At 41.4% G+C, this 26,507-nt stretch carries 25 protein-coding genes; 10 read left to right on the plus strand and 15 right to left on the minus strand.

The window, feature by feature from the left end; translation table 11 throughout:
* The first annotated feature begins 474 nt into the window (after nt 1-474).
* From AC1S8V_RS19705 to cysK, 4 genes are all read left to right on the plus strand, one after another.
* Nucleotides 475-1,512 (plus strand): nucleotide-binding protein, encoded by a 1,038-nt coding sequence (locus AC1S8V_RS19705; protein ID WP_051447360.1) that lies wholly within the window; start codon nt 475-477, stop codon nt 1,510-1,512.
* Nucleotides 1,509-1,742, plus strand: a complete 234-nt coding sequence (locus AC1S8V_RS19710) for a hypothetical protein (protein ID WP_017687536.1) — start codon at nt 1,509-1,511, stop codon at nt 1,740-1,742. The genes AC1S8V_RS19705 and AC1S8V_RS19710 overlap by 4 nt, the downstream gene beginning before the upstream one ends.
* A 467-nt stretch (nt 1,743-2,209) precedes the next feature.
* Nucleotides 2,210-2,593, plus strand: coding sequence for a YhjD family protein (locus AC1S8V_RS19715; protein ID WP_482070423.1), 384 nt, complete (start codon nt 2,210-2,212; stop codon nt 2,591-2,593).
* 383 nt (nt 2,594-2,976) lie between these two features.
* Nucleotides 2,977-3,933 carry a cysteine synthase A gene (gene cysK / locus AC1S8V_RS19720; RefSeq protein ID WP_482070424.1) on the plus strand — a complete coding sequence of 319 codons (957 nt, stop codon included), beginning with the start codon at nt 2,977-2,979 and terminating at the stop codon, nt 3,931-3,933.
* Nucleotides 3,934-4,125: 192 nt separating this feature from the next.
* On the opposite strand, the gene AC1S8V_RS19725 is transcribed toward cysK, so the two are convergent.
* Entirely contained in the window at nt 4,126-6,090 is a 1,965-nt protein-coding gene (locus tag AC1S8V_RS19725; protein WP_482070425.1) for an ATP-dependent DNA helicase, read from the minus strand.
* Between the two features lie 209 nt (nt 6,091-6,299).
* Here AC1S8V_RS19725 and AC1S8V_RS19730 point away from each other — a divergent pair, with 209 nt between their 5' ends.
* Together AC1S8V_RS19730 and AC1S8V_RS19735 are read left to right on the plus strand one after the other, a co-directional pair.
* Complete coding sequence (locus tag AC1S8V_RS19730; protein ID WP_482070426.1) at nt 6,300-7,892, plus strand: catalase; 1,593 nt, start codon at nt 6,300-6,302, stop codon at nt 7,890-7,892.
* A gap of 657 nt (nt 7,893-8,549) precedes the next feature.
* Complete coding sequence (locus AC1S8V_RS19735) at nt 8,550-9,929, plus strand: right-handed parallel beta-helix repeat-containing protein (protein WP_482070427.1); 1,380 nt, start codon at nt 8,550-8,552, stop codon at nt 9,927-9,929.
* A gap of 138 nt (nt 9,930-10,067) precedes the next feature.
* Here the strand turns inward: AC1S8V_RS19735 and AC1S8V_RS19740 are convergent, their stop codons facing one another.
* The 3 genes from AC1S8V_RS19740 to AC1S8V_RS19750 all read right to left on the minus strand — a co-directional run bounded on the left by AC1S8V_RS19740 (nt 10,068) and on the right by AC1S8V_RS19750 (nt 13,976).
* Nucleotides 10,068-10,349, minus strand: coding sequence for a DUF6809 family protein (locus AC1S8V_RS19740; RefSeq protein WP_482070428.1), 282 nt, complete (start codon nt 10,347-10,349; stop codon nt 10,068-10,070).
* Between the two features lie 188 nt (nt 10,350-10,537).
* On the minus strand, nt 10,538-11,413 hold the full coding sequence (locus AC1S8V_RS19745) for a hypothetical protein (protein ID WP_482070429.1): 876 nt from the start codon (nt 11,411-11,413) through the stop codon (nt 10,538-10,540).
* A 4-nt stretch (nt 11,414-11,417) separates the two neighbouring features.
* Nucleotides 11,418-13,976, minus strand: coding sequence for an N-6 DNA methylase (locus AC1S8V_RS19750; protein ID WP_482070430.1), 2,559 nt, complete (start codon nt 13,974-13,976; stop codon nt 11,418-11,420).
* A 643-nt stretch (nt 13,977-14,619) separates the two neighbouring features.
* Here AC1S8V_RS19750 and AC1S8V_RS19755 point away from each other — a divergent pair.
* A complete protein-coding gene (locus AC1S8V_RS19755) occupies nt 14,620-15,141 on the plus strand; it encodes a GNAT family N-acetyltransferase (RefSeq protein WP_482070431.1) in 522 nt (173 codons plus the stop codon).
* Nucleotides 15,142-15,456: 315 nt separating this feature from the next.
* Here AC1S8V_RS19755 and AC1S8V_RS19760 read toward each other — a convergent pair whose 3' ends face one another.
* From AC1S8V_RS19760 to AC1S8V_RS19770, 3 genes are all read right to left on the minus strand, one after another.
* The gene (locus tag AC1S8V_RS19760; RefSeq protein ID WP_482070432.1) at nt 15,457-15,735 is read right to left on the minus strand and encodes a hypothetical protein; all 279 of its coding nucleotides are present in this window, start codon (nt 15,733-15,735) and stop codon (nt 15,457-15,459) included.
* Nucleotides 15,736-16,207: 472 nt separating this feature from the next.
* On the minus strand, nt 16,208-16,537 hold the full coding sequence (locus AC1S8V_RS19765; RefSeq protein ID WP_482070433.1) for a hypothetical protein: 330 nt from the start codon (nt 16,535-16,537) through the stop codon (nt 16,208-16,210).
* A 4-nt stretch (nt 16,538-16,541) separates the two neighbouring features.
* A complete protein-coding gene (locus tag AC1S8V_RS19770) occupies nt 16,542-17,750 on the minus strand; it encodes a WXG100 family type VII secretion target (protein ID WP_482070434.1) in 1,209 nt (402 codons plus the stop codon).
* 651 nt (nt 17,751-18,401) lie between these two features.
* On the opposite strand from AC1S8V_RS19770, the gene AC1S8V_RS19775 reads away from it, so the two are divergent.
* Nucleotides 18,402-18,965: a DUF4879 domain-containing protein gene (locus AC1S8V_RS19775; RefSeq protein ID WP_482070435.1), complete on the plus strand. Its 564-nt coding sequence runs from the start codon at nt 18,402-18,404 to the stop codon at nt 18,963-18,965.
* A gap of 203 nt (nt 18,966-19,168) precedes the next feature.
* Here the strand turns inward: AC1S8V_RS19775 and yaaA (AC1S8V_RS19780) are convergent, their stop codons facing one another.
* The 3 genes from yaaA (AC1S8V_RS19780) to AC1S8V_RS30510 all read right to left on the minus strand — a co-directional run bounded on the left by yaaA (AC1S8V_RS19780) (nt 19,169) and on the right by AC1S8V_RS30510 (nt 21,151).
* Nucleotides 19,169-19,921 (minus strand): peroxide stress protein YaaA, encoded by a 753-nt coding sequence (yaaA, locus tag AC1S8V_RS19780; RefSeq protein WP_482070436.1) that lies wholly within the window; start codon nt 19,919-19,921, stop codon nt 19,169-19,171.
* Nucleotides 19,922-20,136: 215 nt separating this feature from the next.
* Nucleotides 20,137-21,015, minus strand: a complete 879-nt coding sequence (locus AC1S8V_RS19785; RefSeq protein ID WP_482070437.1) for a prohibitin family protein — start codon at nt 21,013-21,015, stop codon at nt 20,137-20,139.
* The gene (locus tag AC1S8V_RS30510) at nt 20,993-21,151 is read right to left on the minus strand and encodes a hypothetical protein (protein ID WP_488656668.1); all 159 of its coding nucleotides are present in this window, start codon (nt 21,149-21,151) and stop codon (nt 20,993-20,995) included. Before AC1S8V_RS30510 ends, AC1S8V_RS19785 begins: the two co-directional genes overlap by 23 nt.
* Nucleotides 21,152-21,465: 314 nt before the next feature.
* Between AC1S8V_RS30510 and AC1S8V_RS19790 the strand changes: the two genes are divergently transcribed.
* Nucleotides 21,466-21,660: a hypothetical protein gene (locus tag AC1S8V_RS19790; RefSeq protein WP_482070438.1), complete on the plus strand. Its 195-nt coding sequence runs from the start codon at nt 21,466-21,468 to the stop codon at nt 21,658-21,660.
* A gap of 161 nt (nt 21,661-21,821) precedes the next feature.
* On the opposite strand, the gene yaaA (AC1S8V_RS19795) is transcribed toward AC1S8V_RS19790, so the two are convergent.
* The 3 genes from yaaA (AC1S8V_RS19795) to AC1S8V_RS19805 all read right to left on the minus strand — a co-directional run bounded on the left by yaaA (AC1S8V_RS19795) (nt 21,822) and on the right by AC1S8V_RS19805 (nt 23,733).
* On the minus strand, nt 21,822-22,130 hold the full coding sequence (gene yaaA, locus AC1S8V_RS19795) for a peroxide stress protein YaaA (RefSeq protein ID WP_482070439.1): 309 nt from the start codon (nt 22,128-22,130) through the stop codon (nt 21,822-21,824).
* 185 nt (nt 22,131-22,315) lie between these two features.
* Nucleotides 22,316-22,675, minus strand: a complete 360-nt coding sequence (locus AC1S8V_RS19800) for a hypothetical protein (protein ID WP_482070440.1) — start codon at nt 22,673-22,675, stop codon at nt 22,316-22,318.
* A 383-nt stretch (nt 22,676-23,058) separates the two neighbouring features.
* The gene (locus AC1S8V_RS19805; protein WP_482070441.1) at nt 23,059-23,733 is read right to left on the minus strand and encodes a hypothetical protein; all 675 of its coding nucleotides are present in this window, start codon (nt 23,731-23,733) and stop codon (nt 23,059-23,061) included.
* 397 nt (nt 23,734-24,130) lie between these two features.
* Between AC1S8V_RS19805 and AC1S8V_RS19810 the strand changes: the two genes are divergently transcribed.
* Nucleotides 24,131-24,895, plus strand: a complete 765-nt coding sequence (locus AC1S8V_RS19810; RefSeq protein WP_482070442.1) for a hypothetical protein — start codon at nt 24,131-24,133, stop codon at nt 24,893-24,895.
* Between the two features lie 230 nt (nt 24,896-25,125).
* Here the strand turns inward: AC1S8V_RS19810 and AC1S8V_RS19815 are convergent, their stop codons facing one another.
* Together AC1S8V_RS19815 and AC1S8V_RS19820 are read right to left on the minus strand one after the other, a co-directional pair.
* Nucleotides 25,126-25,887 (minus strand): DUF2935 domain-containing protein, encoded by a 762-nt coding sequence (locus tag AC1S8V_RS19815; protein ID WP_240662101.1) that lies wholly within the window; start codon nt 25,885-25,887, stop codon nt 25,126-25,128.
* Between the two features lie 274 nt (nt 25,888-26,161).
* Complete coding sequence (locus tag AC1S8V_RS19820) at nt 26,162-26,395, minus strand: DUF1259 domain-containing protein (protein ID WP_482070443.1); 234 nt, start codon at nt 26,393-26,395, stop codon at nt 26,162-26,164.
* Between the last annotated feature and the right edge of the window lie 112 nt (nt 26,396-26,507).

The raw sequence follows: 26,507 nt of genomic DNA on the forward strand, positions 1-26,507 counted from the left end.
CGGGTTCTGCACTCTACGTTCCTGTGTGAATGTAAGTTCAGCATGATTTATAACATGTAATCGTTCATTCAGTTTAAACACCAAAGCTAACTTGCTTGTTCTTCTATTATATAACACCAACGTGACCGGGTCTAAACAGCAGACCCCTCAAAAATAGGCATAAAGCAGCCTTTGGACTGCTCCAGCAGTCATACGGCAACACCAGGATAAGCAATGCTTGCTAATGGTGCAACCTGCTCCTTTATTCTATGACCAAAGCTTCCAAAAATAACTGTCAGTCACCCAACTGTGACAAATTGGGGCCTTTTTTTATTTTCTTGCGCTTTTTAAAGGAATCATTTTCCTTTCATACATACACTATAGCAAACGTAATCGGCTTATTCTTTGTCCAGTTCAGACGTTTCCAGACTTACTCTGCTGTTTATGGTATAATATAACAATTGAATCCCACTACCGTTTAAGCGAGGCGGATTGATGAAAACGTTAAAGCCAAGAGTCTTTATTGGCTGCTCGCTGGAAGCGAAGCCGATTGCAGCCGCAGTACACGAAAACTTACGTTTTTCAGCCGAAGTTACCCCTTGGTATTCCGGGGTTTTTAATCCAAGCAGCTATACCATGGACGATCTGGAAGTAGAGGTCCGTACGACTGACTTTGCCATTTTTATTTTTCATCCGGATGATATATCCAAAATTCGCGGGAAGTACTACGCGTCGGTCCGGGATAATACAATGCTGGAAATGGGTCTGTTTATGGGTCGTCTGGGACGAAAACGTATTTTTTTCATTCTTCCTGAGGATATTACAGACATCAAGGACACAACCAAGGTCGAAGGATTGCGTATGCCCACAGATCTGCTGGGGTTAAATCCACTCGTATATGAAATCCGTTCTGACGGAAAGTGGGCACCAGCCGTGTCCGTGGCATGTTCCAAAATCGCAGACAGTATTGAGGAGCAAGGACGCTGGAGTGATCCAGAATTGGAGAACATCATTGAGAAGCATAAACGCACTGAGGGAGAAGCAAGGTTACAACTGCTTAAGTTGCTGCGGTTCTTTAGGGAATTGCTGCGTACCCGCAAAGCAGATGCCAAGATGCTGGAGCGAATGAGCGATGCCCTGCGTACTGCCTTTGTCTCTCATCCTCCATTCGCTGTACGTGGCACAGCCATATACCGTACAGATGACAGTGGTTATATTGAGCAATTATGTGGTAATGTTGGAGAACCGGGAAGAAAGTATGACTTGTCCGCTAACGACGACAAACAACCGGATGATCCCAAGCGCATCCTGGTGATTGATTCTTACCGGGAGAATAAAATCAAGATCAACCTGTATGATGATTACCTTGAGAAAGAGTATCTGCTATGCTATCCTGTAGCCAAGAGGTATGTAATCACCGTTCACATTATTGGACATATTGAAGCGGATGAGGCGGTATTTCAGCAGATTGACCTACAGAATCGTCAACTGTTCAACGCCATCAACGATTTGTTAGGAGGCGAACCGGAATGAAACCGGAAACGAAAAAAATAAGCAAGCGCTGGGGCAGCGAAAAAAAGGTACGCCTCAGTTCTGCGCCCGAATCATCACGACCGGTTCCGGAACCCAAGGAAGAAGATCGTTTCCACAAGCCGGCCGTACCGCTAACGACCATTGGGCCCTCCCTGAAGGGCAAGGAAAGACCGTATAAGGTCATCCTTGAAAAAGAGGCGTTCTACGAAAAACCTCAATATCTTGCTTAATTTCTGAACACATTATCAAACCTGCCGCTGAATCGGCAGTATTCCATAGGCCCCGCCGCCCAAGGCAGGGGCTTTTTTGTTGCTCATTTTTGCCAAAATAAAACTGCTTCTTCTCGTTGGCCTGGCGTTATCGTGTTAAGGCAAGACATCCTTGAATCATTATTGCACTTCATTGCTTTAATTCATTGCTTGTAATCACTTCTGTAGCAGACTGCACTGCATAAGGCTCATTTGGTTTATGCCCTTAGGTTTCCTGCAAAACCCATAAATTATACCTTATTTTGGAGCAGGCTTGTCCTTAAATCCTTAGCCTCATTCACGATCTGTATCTTTAGGAACATGCGTTAGAGCTTGCTTCCAATATTTCTCGGTTGTATTGTGTATCTCGATTACATATATTGATTATAATATAGGAACACATGTTCTGTAAATATAAAATTCCAATTAAAGGTTAAGGAAGTGAACATATGACATCCTCAACTTCCGCCCCATCCCCTGCAGATGAAGATCATCGTCTGATTAAAGGTCTGGTTGTGCGCACCCTATTGCTGGATGTACTTGAACGAGATATTCGAACTTTGGATACGCTGCTGCTTAAGATGCCCGAAGTCTACATTCTGTCGCTGACCCGCATTCAAAACAATGTGCTCAAGGAGATGTTGGTCCTTCGTAAACAGATGAGAACCCGTGGTGTCAAAGTACTGAAAGAGAAACGTGAGGCCGATGGTATCGAAACTCTGTATATGTGCAGGGGGTATTGGCAACGGTTCTATATGCTGTGGACGTTCGCACGAAACGAAGTCAAAAAAGAACTCAGTCGGCATCTGCAGATGGACCTGGCGCAGAGTTGATGCAACCCTGACAACATTGAACCTGGGCACACGCCCCCCTTCTATTGTTCATCTCAACCAGATGGATCTGATCAACCTGCTCACCAGCCAAGGTTACGCTTGAATCCACTACCAAACGTCACTACCACTAATTGTTGATGTTCATTACTGCTTCAAGTGTCAGCCTCAGAATATCCCCCCCAGCAAAACAAGTTGACCAAGGCAGGTTATGTTCATTAAGATGGAATTAGAGAATATCCAACCTTTCCAATAAGGAATGAATCGAATTCAATTCTTATAACAAAACAAGCCTACTTGCCATCAATGGCGAATAGACTGGTTAAGTGGACTTGATTTCAACCGGATATGCTCTCAACGTCTTATCAATCAAGGAGCTGTACTTCATGGATTTGAATACACATTCGACTAAGCTAACACCCGCACATAGAGGCATTGCCGCAGATGTGACCGAACTGATCGGCCAGACACCTGCCGTTAAACTGAACCGACTTACAGGCAGCGAATCCGCTGACGTATACGTCAAACTGGAATACTTCAACCCAAGTGGCAGTGTCAAAGACCGTGCCGCCTACAACCTGATCGTTCAGGCTGAACGGGCAGGACTGCTGACCCCCGGAGCAACCATTATCGAACCAACCAGCGGCAATACCGGCATCGGTCTGGCCATGAACGCCGCTGCCAAAGGATATAAAGCCATTCTGATCATGCCGGACAACATGTCCAAGGAACGCATCAATATCCTGAAAGCCTATGGTGCAGATGTCGTACTCACCCCCGCTGCCGAGCGGATGCCAGGTGCGATTCGCAAAGCGAAAGAGCTTCAGGCAGATATTCCGGGGAGTTTCATTCCACAGCAATTCGAGAATCAGGCGAATCCGGACATTCACCGGATCACCACGGCTCCCGAAATTATGCAGCAGATGGATGGCAAGCTGAACGCCTTCATCGCGACCGCGGGAACGGGCGGAACCATTACGGGCACCGGGGAAGAACTGCGCAAGCAGTTACCCGATATCCGCATCTATGCGGTGGAGCCAAAAGGTTCTCCGGTGCTGTCCGGTGGCGAGCCCGGACCACACAAGCTCGTCGGTACAAGTCCGGGGTTCATTCCGGACATTCTGAATACCGACGTGTGGGATGCCATCATCCAGGTGTCCGATGAGGACGCACTGGATACGATGCGGCAGCTTGCTGCCCGGGAAGGGCTGTTGCTCGGCCCTTCCTCTGGCGCTTCGGTGTGGGCCTCCCTTCGCATCGCGAAGGAACTGGGGCCGGGGCACCGGGTGCTCTGCATTGCGCCGGATACCGGGGAACGGTATCTGAGCATGGGTATTTTTTAACAAACAGGCACTAGGAATTCAACAAAACGAAACATGTAAAAGAACCAAAAAAGCCTGAACAACGCAAAAAGCCCTTGCTCCCCTAAGAATGTTAATCCGCAGAGAACAAGGACTTTATGAAGGTAAATATTACTTTTAACAAAATGTGAACACATTAAAGATGTATATTCACTCTATAACATTTAACAGTAATTAGTGTGTCAGGGTTGTCCATTCCACACCTTCGGGGAGCAGGGCCGCAATGCGGTCTTTGGCTTCCTTTTTCGTATACAGTGATTCATCAAGAATAACCGCAGAACCGGAATCCGTGCTTGTCCGAATCAGACGTCCGAGACCTTGCTTCACACGCAGAAGCATATACGGAAGGTCGATCTCTTCGTAAGGTGCTGCCGACGCACTTCGTTTCGCATTGAAGACAGGGTCCTGTGGTGGGTACGGAAGCGACCAGATCATGACATTGGATAATGACGGACCCGGAACGTCCAGTCCTTCCCACAGATTAACGGAGCACAGCACACTCTCCTCATCCTGCTGGAACGCCGCGATCAGATCACTAATCTCCCGGTCGCCCTCATACATAAAGCGCAAACCTTCTGCTTCAGGTACATGAACGATGTCCTGCTTGAACGCGCGTAGTTCTTCCATAGTACGGAACAGAATCAGCGCACGTCCTCCACTCTCCTGGAGCATGGACACCGCGTCCCGCATACGATTTTCGTTCTCCGGGTGACCCGGCACAGCTTCGTCTGTAATCTTCATCTTCATTTTGTCCGCATAATCATATGGGGAAGCCACCGAGAATGATACAAAATCATCAATGCCCAAGCTGTCCGCCACATAACGGAATGAACTGTCCACAGATAACGTGGCAGAGGAGAACACGATGGGAATACCTGTGTTGAACACACGCTCGTTCAGCATCTCCTTCACGGTACGCGGCATGATCGATAAGGTCGTCTCATCCTCGCTCTCTTCCGCCCAACAGATGTAACCATCTTCCTTGCGGAACAAGGCAAGCGCAGACTGAATCATATCGAGATGTTCTTCCACGACACGCATCTGGTAACCATCCAGTGAGAACAATCCGCTCTCAAATACCAATTCTTCGCCGATTGCATCCAGCACACTCGTCAGACGTTCAATCTCACGCAGCAGTGGCGGCTCTACCCGAACTTCTTTCCGTTCCGAACCAGGGATCGCCACCGTATACGTATCCAGCAACGCAAACAGTCGCTCACTGCTCTCAATCGCTTCATCCACACACTCCGCGAGGGATTCACGAATCTCTCCTTCTAACAGGCGAGTGACGAGTTCCTCAAAGATACGGTGTTTCAGCTTGTAGCTCAGTGCGTTCAGGGCTGCTTCTTCCAGCAAATGTCCTTCATCAAATACAACTGAGCTGTGGTCAGGCAGCAGGGGCAATTGTCCCTCGCGTTTGCGCGCATCATAGGTCCACACATGCTCCATGTAGTAATCATGGGAACAGATGATGATGTCTTTGGAACGACGGTAATGGTCACGCGACAGCGTCAGGCCGCAACGTTGTCTTTTGGGACAAACAAAACAATCCTGGAACGGGTCCCAGTTGATTTTGTTCCACTGACGATCGTTCAGATGTGGATACTGCTTGCGGTCACCATACGGATGGAAAGCCTGAAGTGTACCTGGCGTGTTCACGAAATCCGGCAGGCTCTCATGCACTTCTTCAATAACAGGCGCATCCTCATCCGCAAATCGCACCGCACTTAATTTGTTCAGGCAGACGTATTGGTCCGGTGACTTGCCCAGACGTGCGTCCACTTCCAAGTCCAGATGTGCAGCCAGCTTCGCAATATCTCCGCCGGGCTTCACGAGCTGTTCAATCAAAGACTCATCGGCACAGGCGATCACTGCCGGTTTGCCCGTATAACGTGCATAACAGACCGCGTAGAGCAGATAGACTAACGTCTTGCCTGTTCCGACACCGGCCTCCGCCATAATGGTCTTTTTATCTCCATAGGCCCGTTCGAGCTGGTACGCCATAAAAATCTGTTCATCCCGTACCTCGAAGCCGGACTCTGGCAAAATATCGTAAAAAACATCGGCAACCCATTCCCCGAGACGGGATACAAAAGGTTCAGCCGGATCATATGCAAAAGGATAACGTTGTGTAGACAATCCTGGGTCAGCCTCCATTCTTAGACAAAGCGGTCCAATTTCAATTTCCCGTTCAAAAAAGGCCGCTGGGCAAAAGTTAATTATCTCACGTCATGAGGCGGGTGACAAGCTTTTTTTGCTAGGTTATTTATGAGGTTCAATGTATAGAACCAATTTTCAGGGAAAATATATACAGGAATCCACTTTAAGGAAAGGCGGTGCTCTACTCCATGAATCATCAGTCTTCTCAACCTGAGCATTCTTCAGACAAGACAAGCGAGACATTAACGGATCGACAAGGTCATCCCATCACGGACAATCAGAATGTGCGGACCGTTGGCAGTCGGGGACCGACTACACTGGAGAATTATCACTTTCTCGAGAAGATCACTCACTTCGACCGCGAGCGCATTCCGGAACGGGTAGTGCATGCCCGTGGTGCTGGCGCTCATGGCGTATTTGAAGCGTATGGTACAGCCGGAGATGAACCGGTATCCAAGTACACACGTGCACGTCTTTTTCAGGAAAAAGGTAAACAAACGCCCGTGTTCGTTCGCTTCTCGACCGTTATTCACGGTGGGCATTCACCGGAGACCCTGCGGGACCCGCGCGGGTTTGCTGTAAAATTCTATACCGAAGATGGCAACTGGGATCTGGTGGGTAACAATCTGAAAATCTTTTTCATTCGCGACCCGCTCAAATTCCCGGATATGGTACATGCCTTCAAGCCCGACCCGCTAACCAACGCACAGGATATGGAGCGGTTTTTCGATTTTGTCTCGCTCAGTCCCGAAGCGACGCATATGGTGACATTCCTCTTCTCCCCTTGGGGCATTCCGGCGAATTATCGCCAGATGCAGGGGTCCGGTGTCAATACATACAAATGGGTGAACCAGGACGGCAAAGGCGTGCTCATCAAATACCACTGGGAACCGCTGACACAAGGCATACGCAACCTGATGCAAAAAGACGCCAGCGAGATTCAGGGCCTGAATTTCAACCATGCGACGTTGGATCTGTATCACGCGATTGAACAAGGAGATTACCCCGAATGGGAGCTGTGCGTTCAGGTCATGGAGGATGGCGAGCATCCGGAGCTGGACTTCGACCCGCTGGACCCGACCAAGCTATGGCCGCAGGAGCAGTTTCCTTTTCTACCTGTGGGTAAAATGACATTGAATCGTAATCCCGAGGATTATTTCAATGAAGTAGAGCAAGTGGCATTTGGCACTGGTGTATTGGTGGACGGGCTGGATTTCTCAGATGACAAGCTGCTTCAAGGACGCACCTTCTCTTATTCGGATACCCAGCGTCACCGGGTGGGTGCGAACTATCTGCAATTGCCTGTGAATGCGCCGAAGAACCGGGTGGCAACCAATCAGAGCGGCGGTCAGATGCAGTATCAGGTGGATCGTGCACCAGGTCAGAATCCGCATGTGAATTACGAACCTTCGTCGCTTGGTGGCTTAAAGGAAGCAGCCCCACGTGGCAAGGATCATGAACCACTGGTGGAAGGCCGACTTGTCCGCGAGAAGCTTGAGCGTACGAATGACTTCGGACAAGCGGGTGATACGTACCGGGCGTTCGAGGATTGGGAGCGGGATGAGCTGATCTGCAACATGGTCGAGGCTTTGGCGCAATGCAAACCGGATATCCGGGAGCGCATGATCTCTCATTTTACCCAAGCTGATGCCGATTACGGTCGGCGCGTCTCTGAAGGGCTGGCCTCAGTGCCAACCGATGATAGTACAACGGTGCAACCGAAGCATGAACCAAGCGTGGAGCAAGCGGAGAAACGCAGCCGTGAGACGGACGGTTATTAAGGTAGATGGACAGCGTTTGGATCGCTGAGCCAAGGCTCAGGTATAAATGCATGACAGTGTTTGGATCGATAAGTCCCGGCGTTTGGTTAATGGGGGACAGTTCTTGATTTGATGAGTCTTGCAATGAAGGACAGTTCTTAAATGCTCGGAGAACATCACATTGAACATCGCCCCAATAGCCTGGTTACCTCTGGCAGCCGCTATGGGGCTTTTCCATTTTTCGACGATTTCCCATCATTTCGTTGAATGGTAGGGATCATACTCCCTCATTGGATGCGTTTTGCTCATTTTTTGAATATGCCGAAGTTCATTTGGGTGGATTAGGGGTGAGTCTCGTGCCTTGGGGGTTGCAAAAGCGTGCTTCTCTACGTTCATTTCAGATGATTCATCGTTAAATCAGGTCTATCAGCCAATGTCAGGATTACATGTAACCTGTGAAATCACAGGTATTGGGAGCGACCACGCCTGACCTGCCTATATATAGATCCATCTGATCAAATGATTATTGATGATAACGTTTACAACATTTACCATGAATCTGAGCCATATGGATTGTATCAAGCCAGACGTGATCACTTATCCATTTTATTAACTGTCTGGCACACGGCTACCACTCACGCTTCATTCTATTCCCAATTAACCAAGGAGGTCTACGTAATGAAATTATTCCCATCCACATCTACTCATGTATCTGCACGATCTGCACGTTCTCTGAAGGAACGCTCCCTCAAATCCAAAATGGCCCATATCTGTCTGAGCGCCGCGTTCCCTCTATTATTGATTGGTGGTGGGTCGGTTAGTGCGGCGGAACTGATCGAGAGTAGCTTGCAAAATAATCCTTCAGAAGCCGCCGCTGCCTCAAGTGTGACACTTGCTGCGGGTGATCTCTATGTCGCGCCTAACGGCTCAGCCAGCAATCCGGGAACCCTCAACAGTCCAACGTCACTGGCTAACGCATTGACCCAGATCGCCCCAGGCAAAACCATCTATCTGCGCGGCGGCACCTATAACTTCTCCCAAACGATTACCATTGAACGTGGCAACAGCGGCACATCGAGCCAACGCAAAAACCTGGTGGCGTATGGATCGGAAAAACCGGTCTTTGATTTCTCGGCCCAAGCCTTCGCTTCCACCAATCGTGGGCTGCAAATGTTCGGAGACTACTGGTTCGTTAAAGGACTTGAGGTGAAGGGTGCAGGAGATAACGGCATCTTCATCGGGGGCAGCTACAACCGCCTGGAGCAGATCGAGGCCCATCACAACCGGGATACGGGTATTCAAATGGGACGTTATGCTTCCACAGCCGCCAAGAGTGAATGGCCTGCTTATAATGAAGTGATTCGTTCATACTCCCACAACAACTATGACCCGGATGACGGCGAGGATGCAGACGGTTTTGCAGCCAAACTGACCGTAGGCCCAGGCAATGTCTTCGACGGCTGTATCGCGGCCTACAACGTGGACGATGGCTGGGATCTGTATAGCAAAACGGACACAGGCGCCATCGGCGCGGTCACCATCCGCAACAGCATCGCCTACGCGAACGGTGCAACATCAGACGGCACCTCTACCTCCAACAGCGATGGCAACGGCTTCAAGCTCGGCGGTGAGAAAATTGCGGTAAATCATATCGTTGAGAACAACATTGCATTTAATAATAAAAAACACGGCTTCACCTACAACAGCAATCCCGGTTCGATCCAGATGAAAAATAACACCTCCTGGAACAACGGGCAAAGCAACTTTGCCTTTGATAAAGGCACTCACATCTTCACCAACAACCTGTCCTTCCAAGGCGGCGCCAGTGACAAAACAAGCGGAACCGACGTCAGCAGCACTAACGTCTGGTGGAAAAACAAAAAAAGCGAGAACGCCAAAGGCCTGCTCGCCAGCGCAGCCGACTTTGTCTCCCTCGTGCCTTCGGTAACGCGTAGCGCGGACGGAACGCCTGTCCTGGGCAATTTCCTCAAGCTTGCGGGTGGCAGTGATCTGATTGGCTCGGGTACGCCATCGGGTACGAATATTGGAGCGCGGTAGGTGGTAGGTAATATGATAAAAGAATAATTTAATAGCAAAGTCCCCTCTCCCATTCCAGCCTGATCGGTGGTAATGGAGGAGGGGATTTTTGAATTGCTTTGTATTGTCAGCTGGCTTATGAGGTAGATAGATAAATACTTATGTTTTGGCTAAAACCTCAATCATCAGTCTACCGCCTGTACGAAAACCTTGCTCAAACGCCGCTTCCACATACATGGATGTGGACTGTCCAATCAAGTCGATCAGTTGCTCCAAAGCATCGTATTCGTTCTCGGTAAGCTGTGTTTTGTAGTCCTGCATGAGATCTGATATCTGGCGATTGATCTCCTGATACTCTTCTTGCTCAGGATGAATCGACTCGTCCAAACGCAGGTTCCCATGAAACAAATCTTCGATCAGGTTTGACATGTTATCCTTCATGGTAAAGTCACCTCAGGAAGATTGTAACTCAAGGAATGTGGTGAGGCGCGGATTTAGCGGGAAATCCGCTAAGATCTAATTAGATTTCAAAAGAAAAAAAAGAATAAAAACTAATGTAGAAAACCAAAGTACAGTTTCAGGTCTAAATAACCTTCATTTTCAGCTGAGTAATTCATAAAATCAACCACTTATGTAAAAATTGTTTTAAACCATTTAATAAAATCAAATAGTGCGAATAAAGCATTTATAACGGTATACTGAGATGGCTTTAATGAAGAAGCTACACTAATATTTGTAGTATGTACACCATACTCACAAGAAACTTTATATGTAGATATTGCAATTTCACTAACATACTTTGGAAATTCAATGCCGTTCCTATATGAGTTATTTCGTAAATACCTATGCGAGCTCGTAAAAGATATTTCACCACGTTGGTTAAACGCATACTGATCAGGAAGATATGTTTTATTTAAAGCATTAATTTTAGACAGTATTTCTTCTTGTATATCACGTATCCTGCCTAAAGAATTCTTTATTGTTATTGAATCAGTTTTCTCCATATTTTTAACTAGTTGAACGAGTTCGGCCTTTCGAGATAAGGGCAATAGTTGTTTATCAAACACATCAAAAACGTCCTCATACTTTTTTATAATCTGAATTTCATCTAAATTTTCATGAATCTCTTTTATTAAAATAAACATTTCTTTTTCCGATTCGTTACCTTTCCTATAAACCTTCTCATTTTTTCTATACCGCTTAACATATTTATAACCTTCAACATCACCAGTTAATACAATTCTAGGCTTAGTATTATATTCTTTATCTAAAAAAGTAATTGCCGATGCCAAAAAATTTTCATCGTCAAATTTATCATTGAGATTGATTAGACCTTTAATATCTAGGATAATCGCAGTTAGACCACTGTGAATTTTTGGTAAAAATGTTTTCATTTCATCTAATGATCTAACATGATACATTTCAATTCCTTCATTCTTGGAAAATGATTGCAGAGATTTTGCATACTGTATATCGTCATCTACTAATAGTACATAAATCGGCATATTATTACTTCCCCATTCCCTTGAATTTAAATATAAACTTTACCCCTTGATCCGGATATCCTATTTCGAAATTCCCATTATGAGATGTGATTACTCTATTTAAATAAGCGCCTCCAAGTCCACTCCCTGTACTATCTGTACTCCTTCTTCCTGCTAAGATAAACTCCTCTTTACTCAATTCAAATTTTGAACCATTGTTGTAATACTCTATAATAATATCTTCATTTAATTTAATAACTTTGAATTCTATTCTATATCTTTCTATTCCCCCTTCGCTTTTAAAAGCATGTTCTTCGGCATTGTTAATTAACAAATGAATCATTTCTTTAAAACTTTGCTTATTTATATATAACTCAACTTCTTCTCCTGTTACCTCCAATAAATATGGTATTGGTTGATTCACCCCCCTATCTTTCTTTATTTCTTCTAAAAGTGATTTTATCTCGATATTTTCAAAATCCTTATCTTCTAAACTTAAGTTTATTGATTTTTGAGTATCTGAGAAAGTTTTCTCTATCAACTCCAATCTCTCTTTGGTAATATTAATAATATCTCCTATCTTAATCAATTCTGTTCTTTCTCTTAAGCCATTCCTAACTTCTGGAGAATTATTATGAAGCTGTGTCTCAGCTTCCGCATAAACGGAACTCTGTAAATTTTGCTCATACAGAAACCTTTCTAATTTTAGAATATCATGACCTACGACCGATACATGTTTACTAACATTGTGAATCAACATATTTACAACTTTATTCTCTGCTGCTATCCTTTCTTGTTCCAAGTTAATTAGTGTTTCTTCATACATTTTTTTGTATTTTTCTAATTCTCTTAACGGTTGCTCTTGATATTTAGTAATTTGATTTTGTTTTTCGTATTCAGGCTTAGGTATCACAACATCTAAAAGGTCTTTATAAGGAATTCTTTGTATAATTCCTCCTCTTTTAAATGCTTCAACTTGTCTTATTACGTTAGGATTATAAAAATTGAAGTATAGATCTTCTATTGAAAATGAATTTTGAAATTTTTCTTTAATAATCAAAGCTACACAATGATTGGTCAATACAACTTCATTATACTTCGTATACTGTGGATCAAATATTGTTGGCCTAAGATCTTTACCTTGAATACATAAAATTAATGCTTTCTGATTTAGGAGGTTTTTGTATTTTACAAATTCAATATTATAATCTGGACCTTCTCTACTGTTAAGATCTAAATACATCTCATCCAAATTTCTATTTAGATTACTGATTCTCACTACTGGAATCCCAGATTCCACTTCAAGGTTTCTATTGATATTCATAGGTTTAACAACTTCTACAATATCACACAATTTTTGTCCAGTTCTGTAATGTAACATTAACTTAACTTCATCGAATATTGGATCAAATGAATTAAATCTCAAATTAAAATTCCTTTTTGAAATTCTATCATAGTCAATTATTCTACTATTGTAACCTTCTTCATATTTTTCTATTGAGTAAGATATTTCATCATAATCTTTTTTATGAAATTCTATAACCTGAATTTTATTTTTTTTAAAGTACTCCTTTTTTTTGTTTATTATTAATATAGCGAAATTAACTGTATTTTTCCGAGATAAATTTCCAGAAAATTCAATTACTGTTTCGATTAAATCTTGATTAATTAGCTGCTCACGAATTTTTTTTTCTTTTGACTCACTAAAAAGAAAAGTGCTAGGAACAATAATATATGCCTGCCCTTGGGGAGTAAGTTGAGACAATACCAAACTAAGTAAGTAATCATAAGAAGTATATTCTGACCTCACCGACCTAGTTAAATGTAAATTTATTTTAGGTAACTGAGTGACAATCTTGTCATATTTTCGGATCGTCATATCGGATTTCATTAAGGAATCCTCATGTTTTAAAAAAAGTTTTTTAGTCCCAAATAGATCAAATTGAAGTCTACATATTTCAAGTGAAAGTGCATTAATATCTTGGCCTTCAATCATAACTTCATTTGGATTTGAATCTGATAATACTTTATAAAGAAGTCCACCAGCACCAATAAAAGGATCATAAATAATCTCTTTCTTACTAATTGTTATTATTTTTTGAATTATTGTCGAAAACATCTCTTCATTTTCGAATCCCGAAAAAAAAGTATTGTATTTTGTAGAAAACAATTTAGAGTTGAACTTATAGAATAATTCTGCTGCAACTTTTTGTGTGAAATATATATTATCAAATAAGTTAAAATCAATATTATAAATAAATTCGCGCAAAACTGAGCTACTATATCTGTTCGAAAAAAATATATCTCTAGATTCTTCAAAATTAATAATATGAACAATTCTATTCATGTATTCTTCTCTATCGCATCCCCCGCTTGAATACATTTCGTTAGTTCTTGATATTTCATACCAAGCCGAATTATCATCAAGCTGTGATTTAAGCTTATAATATACTATTTTTGCAATCATTATTAAACCGATATCATTTTTAAGAAAAAAATAGTCTCCTCGAAGTACCTCAAGCGAATAATAAAAACGATTCTCAATTAATTCCAGATAATCTTCATTAATTTTGTCGTTTTCCATTTATTTTCACCACTTTTCGTTTTATTACTACATCGCTAATGAAAGATTTATCTAACTGTCAACTTCGCTATACTCCTTACTCAATTTACATTTTTTAGACTGATAAAGACATGGAGCCTCTGCGGGCAAGAGTACTCGCGGAAGCCGCGAAGAATGAGAAGTTCGCGTTGCTGACACGCTTATCATTCCAGCATTTCTATATAAAATCGCAGTCTCTGTACCCCATTCGATCTAGCGAAGAAGCAACAGAGTTATTCACTAATTTCATTAAATGCCGTTGCTTAATCATCAAGTCTGAGACCCTCTAACATCATTCACGTAACATTGTCCTAACACTATAGTACTAGGTAATTATAGGAAAACACAAGAATAACGATTGGCAAGTATTTGTCTCGAACGTACATTTTAAAATCTCAAATGTACTAGGGCTTCGAATATCCATTAATCACTGATAATGTTAAATAACGAAATAGGAATGTTATACTTGCTTTACAGAAACTTAATTGCATTGAGTTCAATATTTTTCAACCTATTCAAAAAGAAAAAAGAGGAATTAGAACAAAATGAAATCGTCGTGCAGATTATAGTTTACAGAAATAGATTCGTAGTATCTTGCATTAAAGTTGATTGGAGGAAAAGATTCATGAATATAGTAATTAAGAAGTTAAAATACACAGATATTGAAAGCTTGTATGAATTCGAAATTGAAAACAGAACTTTTTTCGAAGAAATGATACCGTCTCGAGGAGATGATTATTACATACCTGAGGTTTTTAAAGTAAGGAATGCATCTCTGCTTGATGAACAAGTCAAAGGACTCTCCTTATTTTATTTAATAAAAGACGAAAATAACTCGATTCTTGGAAGAATAAATTTAGTTGATATTGATGATTCCGATAAAATAGGATTTCTCGGCTATAGAGTGGGACAAATCCACACTGGAAAAGGTGTTGCTAAAAAAGCATTAAAATTATTACTCAATACAATAGTTGATTTAGATATAAAAGAAGTTAAGGCAAAAACAACCACCAAAAATATAGCATCTCAAAAAGTTTTAGAGCAAAACGGATTCGAGCATATTGAAACTAGTGATAAAGAATTTGAAATGAATGGGCAAATGTTAAAATTCATTACTTATAAATGGACAAATAAATCATTATTCTAATCACCAATCGGACGCGGCTGTTTAAGCTGAAGATCATAAGCCAAATTCCTCGTTCAAGATACTGAGGGGTTAGGCTTTTTTGTCTTTTAAGGTTCCTTATATTTTGAATTTCGCGCTCTTGATGTTATTCCTTTGGAAAACTCATTGAGTATTGCAGATGAATTGGTTCTTACGCGCATTTAGTGAAACAAACTAGGTATATGTAATAGATCTATTAATTACTTTCTTGATATAGTAATAACCGTTGAATCGCACACGTTTTTCCGAATTCACTATACTGCAGTAACTTCTGAATAATGAAAAATTTCACTTTCATCAGAAAAATATTACAAATTTATTGTTGATACGCTCGATCTTTTGACCAAAAACGAAAACCTCAATATATTTTTCGTTTACCCACTCTAATGCTAATTCCGATTCTTCTTTCAAGATAACACCTCGCCGGCTTTTATACTGAAATTTCTCTTTTGCCCATAACAGTAGTATCTTTCCATATTCTAACGTCTCAATTTCACATGTACTGTCCTCTTCATCTTCTTCTACAAAGATATCTTCAAAAGTTGTAAAAGACTTGTCAGATTTTATTAAGTTCACATTCCCTCCACCCTCATATTAACGTTATTTTCCCTTTCAGTAATGCGATTAAGTTTCCGATTTCTTCCTGTATCGCGACGAAATCTCCAAATATATCCGATCCCAAAGAATTACTAATCAGATAACCATTCTTTAACGATGAATCGATGCCTAAGTCCACGATAACTTCGTTGAAATCTTCTTTATATTCAATGGTATACCTATATTTAATCATGTTCGTATCTCCAATCAGTTGTTTCCAAGTCATTTCTTAAAAAACGCAGAAGAACCAAGGGAACAAAAAACAGATCAATCATAGTGATCGACCTGTTCGATGTAACAGAGTAACATTAATTAGGGATGAACCCAAAGCCTTTTCCTGCGTACAACTCAATTGATGATGTCTTTATACAGAGCTTATGTTATTGATTGAATGATGGATTCACTCTGCCCTGGGTAGTCCCATCAAACTGTAACATGACGAATAACCTATCTATCCTATAAAAACAACAGCATCTTTGCGTTGAAATGCTAGGGGCAATTTATTTTGAAGAATTGTTATTCTTTCAAACATTTTATCCCTTTTTTCCTCAGTTAAGTTTTTTACCGCCCAATCTTTGATTTGAATTAGTTCCTCAATAATTGACGGTATATCTTCCTCCTCTACATCAACACCTGATGAAAACAGGTCTGTCCATTGTAACCCCAGTGCTTCAATCGCAGGTTGCCAACATTCTTTAAAAAACGATTCTGTAGCAATGGGAACAAAGAAACTCTGTTCAAAATCATTTTGCGGCTCATATATTACAGCACTGATTGACATGCACTTATTCACCTCCAAAAGTAGCACTAAATTTGTAGTCAGGAAACTCTTCTTTTAGTTTATTAATGCTTTTGTTAACAGCTTGCCTCAATTTAGGTGTATCACCGTCTAGTCTAAAAACAAACTCTTTAATGCCTTTTATTTCTTGAAGTGCCGGTATTTCCTGCGACCCATTCACAGTTGTTCTTGTCGATGTGGCGTTCTCTAGAGCGAAAATCCGATTTCGCGTTTTGGTAAGTATTTGTTTGTCCGCGAATTCTTGCGGTGTTTGTGCAGGTAGTCCTGTTTTAGGATTAACTTTATTAAGACCTTGAGCAGACTTATCTTCATAGAAGACGCCTTTTTTCAAGTCAATTTCATCAAATTCACCAAGAGATTCTCCCCTTTTATTAATAATCTCAACCTCTTTTGCACTCTTAACCCCTGAAACATCACCCGTCCCCTTAATCTTACTACCTTTCCTAGCCTCAGCCGCTTCCAAATTCTTTTTAATCTTCGCCACAGCTGGATGAGAAGAAGGCAAGCGAAACGGACCTTTGCCACCCGGCATACTCCCGCGAACCATCTGAAATGCCATAAATAGCTGGCTGAACTTCAGAGAAGTCAACATCATCTGAGCATACTTATCGGATACAGGCTCGCCTGTGAAGGGATGAATTCCATTTTCAAAGGCTTTGATCTGCATCGCATAAATATCTTCCCCTGGCGCTTCAGCATTCGTAGCTTGCATCCGATTGATATCCAAATGCCCCTGATCCTTCTTATACGCCTGCAGAGCTGCCTGATCCGTAACACCATTCTCGTTCACAGGCATCCACATCAGCTTCCCATACACATTGACTTGTGCCATCCGATAGCCCTTATCATCCAAACCCGCATCATTTCCCAAGGTCTTCATCATTGCTCCCGCACCTACAGTGCCAACAGCATTGCCAAGACTCACTTTTTCAGCATCGACATTCTCAAATCGCGTGGCAATATCCTTCAGTTCCTTAGAGATGTTCACCATACTTTCCAGCGCCTTCTGCAATACAGGACGTGACCGTGCAAACTCATCATAAAAACGCTCCTGCGTCACACCCAGCCACATCTGCTGAAGGAACATGATCTGTCTTGTGAGATCCTCCCGTATATGCTCCAATTGTTGTCTCGCCTGATCCACTTGATTCGATACGTGATGTAACTGTTCAGGGGTAACTTTAATGGTATTCATCCATTTTCACCGCTCATCTAAGATATGATAGGACTATGTTAGCAGAAGTTTAATGGCAATTACATCCGGCTAACCTCCTGATTTCACTGCATGAATCCACGCTCAGAATGATTTATATCCGTCCTTCAGCCCCATAAGATCTCTCTGCATGTGTATACATGTTCCTGAGGGTTGTCCTTCAATTTGATGACTACAGGATACTGCGGCATTTTACTGCGATTAACAGCAGACTTTAACAATTCATAGCATTAATGAATAAACTTGACTTGTGCCGATGATTAGGTGTACTATATGTTTGTATAAATGGAATATATTACAATTTAAATATTTATTTTGGAATCTTATATTTTCAAGATGTGTGTCAGGACCTACCATAGCTAAGATATCAATGCGTATAAATGAGTTTTACATTTTGTCTGCAACACATAATCATTGGCAGGCATTCATTTTACATATACATTCCTACTTCATAGAGTTTTCTAGCCTGTAGAGTTCTACCTCCTTAATTTCTTTTTCAGTAAAGAAAAAAGGGGAAGAACCATCTTTAAAAGAGAGGAGGGCCAGAGGCTTTAAGCTGCAAGCAGGTCTATTTGTCGAACCGCATGTTTTTGTAAAAGAATACCCATAACAAGAAAGGTGGAATTTATTGCTATGAGAAAATTGATTAGTTTAGCTCTTATTCTTGTTCTAGTGCTTTCATTTAATGTAGCTGTCTATGCAGACGGTGATGTGACTCAAGCCAAACCTATGACAAAGGAAGAAATTATTAATTCCAAAGAATTCCGTGAAGCTGTGAAAGCGGCTAAGGCTGAATTTGAAGCGAAGAAGGCTGATAATGCGGGTGGCCCAGTTCTGTTTGCGCCTGCTCCGAAAGTATCTCACATTAATGTATACGGTGTCGTATCTCCTAATGGCGGTCAAGAAATTTACGGCTTCAATAACAACCCGCTCTCCACGACCAATGATCACGGTGGGGCTTGGATTCAGTGTATTACTTTCCAGATCGGTTATGACAGCAGTCACTACGGCACACTCGCCGGCAATACAATGACAAACAACTGGTCTGAAGCTATTGATTTGGACGGTGATCGTGTCGTAGATGCTTGGGCCCATTCTTGGGTTTATGAAGCGCCTAGTACAGGGGGACAATTTGTAGGTACGGTCTATTCCATTAATATTCCAACACAGTGGACCGCTTGGATTAATGTCCGTTAACAGGAAGGATGTAATATGAATATTGGAGGAATTGGCTATCCTGGTTCTATCATGAGGAATACGGGAAGTAAGCCCAAAAGCTCATCAGCTTTGGACATGGATTTGATTCTTGATCAGGCGCAGGGATATACATCCCCTGCGTCTTTTCTCATTGTTACATTAAAGGGCGCGACTTTGTATAGGAACCCAAGTTGTATAGTAGGCTAGTGTCCCTCTGCTTGTATGAAAACAAACGTACTCTCGTCGGATCGTTCTTCTGAAAAAGCGAAGTTCAACCGATCAAAGTTTCTTACATCCCTCACATCTGTAATCTTATGCTCTGCCATATAACGTACCATTTCACCTCTGGCCATTTTAGCCCAGGTTGCCTTTTCAACAAGCTTCCCATTGACCATTTGTCCGAATACACAAGTAATGAACCGGGTTTCCTCATTCAGAAAAGGCAGAATATTTTTGCTATACTCTTTGGAAGCTAGATTTAGGATGTAGTTGCTTTCTGATTGAAGCTGATCTGCGAGTTTGCTACCCCAGAATTGATAGAGCGTTTTGAAGCCCGGACCTTGCAACTTGCCCTGCATCTCCAACCGATAAGGTGTAACCCCATCCAAAGGCCGCAACATGCCATAAAAACCGGATAATATGCGTAAATGCTGCTGAAGATACGCCAGTTCCTCATTTTGAAAAACACCCGGAGCCATATATTGATACTGAATGCCCTCATAGGCATATATTGCTGGTGTCAGATTTGCTTTTATATTCATATTCTGAATCCGCTCCACGTTCTGTTCGGCGATTGCATCGTTACACTTCCACATCGTTTTGAGTTCGTCATAGGATAACTCTTGAAGCAGACTCAATAGCTGTTCTGACTCATTAATAAACTGCGGCATCTGCGCAATAGCCATAAGATCGGTATCAATCTTCATCTTTTTAGCTGGTGATATGATAATTCTCATCGTGCTGATCCATCCTTAATCTACCGTTGTTTTTGTCGTTATCCATTGTACAGGATTGGACAGGCGAATCCAATGCCAAGGCTTAACTAAATCCCTCATGGTACCTTTGAAGAGACTCAAAAATGAACAAGTCAGCCCACGATTGGACCGGCTTGTTCATTAGAATCAACACATTAATTTAGTGAGAAAGCAAGGCGTGCATTTCAAACCGCTAATTAGGGAGATACGCTCCCCGCGCTGCTATTTTGCTCTGTTTTTGTAGTCGGCAATTGAATCATTGGCGTATTTGATCCACTTACATACGGAAGTGCCCCATCCCATTTCTTGATGGTCTCATATTGAACAAGTTGGCTTGATAAGGATTGTTGAAGTTCTTTATTTGCTTTAGCTTGACCTTCTGCTTCGATCAATAGTTTGTCTGCATTACCTTGTGCTTCCACACGCTTACGATCTGCTTCTTTCTTGGCGATCTCAAGTTCAGTCGTTTTACGTTCCAGTTCTTGAGAAGCTTCAACACGCTTATCGATTGCTTCCTGAGTCTTAGCGTCAGGTTGAGGAACACCTACAGTAACGTTTGATACAATAAAACCTAACTCTTTAACGTCATCAGAAAAACGTTGTTGGACGTCCACTCCTGCTTCGGATGACTTTTCACCATACACATCAATGACTGTAAACTTGGAGATACCTTTACGAGCTGCGTCACGGAAACGTGTTTTGAGATATGTATCCTCAATTTCTTGAATGCTAATTGGCCCAAATGTATTGAATATAGAAGATACTTTACTTGGTTCTACTTGGTAGTTGTAGGCAAAATCGATTGTGATATTTTTCCCGTCAGAAGTAGCAATCTGAATATCTCTGTATTCCACCGTTTGAATTCGGATAGGATATTTCGTCACTTTATCAAACGCTCCAACGAGTTTCCACCCTTGACTCAGTGTACTGTCTTTTACGCCTCCATTTGGTGAATAAACGACCCCAACATATCCATTAGGAATTCGTGTTAAAAAGAAGGTCACCAGTACCACTCCCATAATAATAACTAATGCAACCGCAGTAGCCCCTACTTTAAACGTCTTTGAATTTTTCATCACCATTCTCCTCTTGTTTGAATTTATTGTATTTCTTCAACACTCTACTACCTATTTTATTGAATAGCGGGAACATTAATGACCATAGAATAAACGCCAGGATAAAGATTAAAATGATTCCCCCAATAAACGGCATATTTGTCCTCCTCTCTATGGATGTAACCGAGCAAAAACCTCATCTGGGTGAAGGTATCCACATAGTTAATTTAAATCTCATCTACGCTTAATCGCATCCCATGCGAAACCCTCGTAGCCAAATTCAACTTCGCAAACTGCTGTAGCTCCATCTACATCTGTTTAAATGTAACTTCTCCGTTCATCCAAATCTATAATTAATAATTTATATCCTCCTTTATATATACTTTGTAAATTCGATTCGGTTTCAATGATATCCAGCGCCGCTTCTTGTAGCCCTAGAATTTCTACATCGAAAAGGATATGCGGTCCGTCTTGTTTACCGCTTGTGAGCATCCCAAAAACGAACCACTATTAGGTAAAGTAGCGAAGAAAATGGTGAGTGAGGGACGTCCAGTACTCGGTGATTCCTATCCAGAAAGTGGCGTACGTGTGGCCGATGCTGCCCTACTGTCACAAAAAAAAAGAGCCATCACATTGTTTGATGGCTTTTTCGAATACGTAACCTAAACGAACCAATATTTAATTAATTCGAAAATTATATCACAGGTTACTTCTTATGAGTTAAAATCTGTAAATTACTTCCCCTCTGGTTGTATGAAACAAATGTGTTCTCATCCGATCGATCCTCTGAAAAACCAAAGTTAAGCCGATCAAATCCTCTGATGTCCTTACATCTGTAATCTGATGCTCTGCATATAACGTACCATTTCACCTCTGGCCATCTTGATCCAAGTTGCCTTTTCAATGACCTTCCCCTCGACCATTTGTCCGAATACACATGTAATGAACTTAACCTCCTCGGTTAGAAAAGGAGTAATATTTTTGCTATATTCTTTGGGAGCCAAATTCAGAATGCAGTTGCTTTCCGATTGAAGCTGATTGGCCAATTTGTTACCCCAGAACTGATAGAGGGACTTGAATCCCGGACCTTGCAGCTCGCCCTGCATCTCCAACCGATAAGGGGTAACCCCTTCCAAAGGTTAGATACGTTCTTAAACCTTCTTCAGTTCCTTCATATCCTTATTATAGGAGCCGTACCATGCAAAAGAAACGACAACCACGAATGACATTACTACATATGAGGTTTTTAGGAACTTCATATCTGCTCCATCTCACTTTAGCCTTTGTTTTGTATTATTAATATCCTCACCTATTAATACCATTATTTAGTAACAATTACCTTTTCCGAGTTTCCTCCCCAATCAATCTCAACTATAAATTCATTCTCCTCCAAAAATGGGGACATCCCTTCAGCTTTTCCTCTGATTACAGTATTAAAAGGAACTTCTCCTTTAGAATGAATATTTTCGCTCATAAATTTGTAATTAACTTTTTTTATTAATGAAGGATTATCTCCTAAGTACCTAATTTCATATTCATAACTTGCTACAGAATTATTACTTTGAACTGTACATGAGACACTCCAATTCTCACTCTCCCCTGTGTATGAAGTGACTTTGTTTGAACAAGCGGATGCTATCAATAGAAGAAGAAAAAGCAAAAAAAACGATGCTCTTTTCATGCAAATTTCTCCTTTATAATTAAATTATGGTAATATACTAGTTTATTATATAAAAGATCCGAATAAAATACATCTAAGGAAATGAAGAAATTTATGAATTTCAAGTTAAACCATCTTCAAGTTCCTTTATATCATTCTTATAGGAGCCATACCATGTGACAGAAGCTATGACTATTAATGTAATTAGAATCAATAATCCCTTTAGAAACTTCATCTCTATTCACCCTGACGTTATTCTATATCTACGAAAAAGACCCCGATCTCGCTCAAGTTAAAAATGAAGTTCTCACCTGTTCACCAGACCTGATCTACGTGTTGTAAAACCGCTTATGAATCGTTCTCAGAGGAACTGTCTCACTGTTATGACAATCTGCCAAAGCGATTTATAACATTCCGTTCAAGCCACCGAATAACCGCCCTAGAACATCAAAATATATTATGATGAAAGACAATATTATAGATATTGGTAGTATAATCAAAAATTTAAGCCTGCTCGTAGGAACAATAAATAATAAAACAATGACCATGATTAGATATATTCCCATAAGTATTGGGATCAAATAGTAATGAGTATGCTCGGGCAAGTAAGCGTCGCGCAATTGATACCCTTCGGACAGTAGAGCTGTGGTTGGAAGGGACAAAACTAAACTAGGTACAAATCCATTGCCACGTGCATACCACATCACATAAGCACACACCGGAGATATCACTGCACACATCCCCCAAAAAACAATCTCTCTCATTGGAACGAAATGTAGGAAAAACACTGTGTATAGATAATAAACGGTTAGCAGCGATACAAAAAAGGAGAATACCTTAACTGCTGCTAGTTTAGGAGAATAACTAAAAACCGATATGAGTGTTGCAACAAAAATCCAAATACCTAGACGCCCACCGATATCGTCAAATATGGGGTTAATCCCCTGAGCATCCACAAGCTTTGCCGCTAAACCTAAAATCACCCCGATCGTTATCGCACTTACAATTGAAAGGACATTTTGTTTTGAAGCTGATTGGTTTTCAACTCTAATCTGACTTAACTCATTATGTATTCCCACTTCAATCCTCCAACTTCCATAATTCCTATATTCTAACACAACCGATCCGGCCTGTAGAATCTGTTTGATCTGTTCCTCAGATAAATTTCATTGATATTCGTCTAAAACGGTTCTATGTATCCACTTTATCCGACCCTGGTCCTTACGGAACAAAAACTCTTTCTTTATCGCCTGGGTCCTTATATCTAAATCACTTCATCCACTCGTCAATCTTCTATTACCTGAAGTTAGGTCGTTATTCTCATTATCTCAATGCACCATTTTGCTATGATTATTATTACTTTGACCGTAAATCTATTCCACCAATACCATATCAGGTCATATTATTTTCAGATAACAACCAGGTGGGATTGATGTTCTTATTTAATTATTTTAGAGAGAAAGGGTGTCCCTTCCCATGTTTATTGTTCAATTACTACTCGCTATCGCACTTCTGGGCAGCTCAGGCAGCTCAAATTATGCCACTTCTACACAACTAGAAATCAACCAATCACAGCCTATGGATGCTTCTCCTGAACAAGTCATGGAAACTGGTGTAGAACCTTTCCGATCCGAACGCAACTATAATGGATGGGAGCCAGAACTCGATGAATTCGAGCAGGCCGCCAGCAATCTTCAGAACAAGTTATTTGATAGTGCTGTATCACCGATCCTATCCAAACCTGGCGATACAGGGACTTTCGATTACGGCGGACATCTGAAATTGCTAAAGTCTGTACCTCTGGATGCACGTTTTGAACGTGGGCCACTAACCATTCATGTTGTTCATGCTCAATTATTAGAGGCCAGCGATATTCCTGAGGATTCACAGAAAAACATTTCCATTCTGAATCGAGAAGATATCGGTTCTAAGATCACTTATATCAATATCCTCTACACTGTGGAAAATACAACCGATCAAAATATCGGTTTTTACGGCTTAAACTCCGTTCATCCAAACACGGGCAAACCGATCTCCGCAGATCGCAATTTTATGAGAAAATCATATGTCTATAATCAATATGATGGCATAGTCATTGATAATACGAGTTATGGTTTGGTATATACCGATGACCCGAATGAGCTGGAATCCATTGAACTTGTGTTCAATAAAATCTATGACTACGACACTGGAAAAACCATTGTAGAGCCCACTTCGTTGAACATTCCTTTTAACTTTTAAGAGTAGTGCCCACCCACGTCTCAGCCCTTTTTTAAATAAGTAATATTCAGCAGTTTCGCTCAAATAAACAAACCCCCGGCAACGCTTCTGCTTTCAGCAGCGTACAGCCGGAGGTTCATGATTATATTCACCTTTTTCTATGGTTTAAATACTATCACGGTAAAACCATCATGTGGTGTTTAACTTAGGGTCAGATGACTATCACTTTATGGCCTGCCATCCACTGTATATTAATGCATGATTTCTTTCTTGTTTACCTTCATGCCAGACAATGACTGATCAAACATGTCAAGAACAAATAAGAATCGTTCGGCTTCACGAAAAACGTGGTCTGCTAATAAGGGGTGAATGATGCTTTTGATTCGACACTCCTCAATTAAGTCGCGCGCAGTCTTCTTAAAGTCTCGTAACGATTGAACTGAAACGCGGTTTTCATCAACAAATTGACTTAGTAAGGGATGGGTTTGCGATTGTGGACGCATGGAACTTAAATCGATGGCTTGGAACATCAGCGTATCAAAATCTTGACTAAATTCCCTTGCTTGTTCCACTAATTTTCGCTCGGATGGATCAAGAAGATGACCTATAAATTTCGCATGGTCTGCCATGATTTTGAGGAAAAATACATTTTCATCGATAATCGCATCAGGTAATGGCTCAAGTCTCCCGCTATTGAGTTCCTCTAACCGATTCCTAAAGTAATTGGCTTCTCGGCTAACATGATCTACAAGCAAAGGGAAATTGGTTCCCCCTGGAAGTTGACACCGTAGTATAAGCCCAAGCACTTTTCTTTTAAATGCCCATATGTGTGCAGCCGCATTGTGAACTTCTGAATTAAACTGTCTAATGGTTTGCGGATCCGTATCTGCTTGAAAAGAATGTGATCTTCTTTCGATATCCTCAAAGATTGCATGGAATTGATTAGCCTCATTAATTAACTGCGTATCTTCACACCTAAATCCTAGTCGAAGAAAAAAGGAATGTTCTTTCATAATGCGTGACCAAAAACGTATTTCGTCTAATGATTTGACAACAAAAGGATCCGACAAACCTTATCCCACCTTTCGGCACATTTAATAAGTAGACCAAAACATGCCTTGATAGCAGAGTATATGGGGATGCCATGTTTCAATATGCTACCGGAAAATAAAAATCATGATTAATAAGGTGAATTTAAATACTTTTAACAATTGCCTTCTGAGTCAGGAAAATTTTCAAGTATAGTTCATAAACCCGCCTCCAAATAATTCTTTAAAATGACGACATTTATGATTTGTGCAGGGATTGGATTTCGATTTCTAGTATGACTGTTTCCCCCAAGTTTAGAGTACGCCCACGGGAGTCACGAGACTCTACAGATAATGCAAATGGTAATGTTAAAGGGGATCTGCTGCGCCAACCTAGAATCTTAACATTTAAATTCCGTAAAGTTTGAACAACGCAAGCTGGTTTATTTGTCGCTACCTGTCCGCCAATAATCTTAGCTAAACGTGCACACAAAGCTTACATGGCTCATCACCAAAACATGCAACGCCACGTCAAGCACTTTCTGCAAAGCAGACTTCTTAACGTTTCAGCTGTCAAACTAACAAACCCCCGGCAACACGTCTGC

This window comes from Paenibacillus sp. B46(2026), assembly GCF_056786355.1.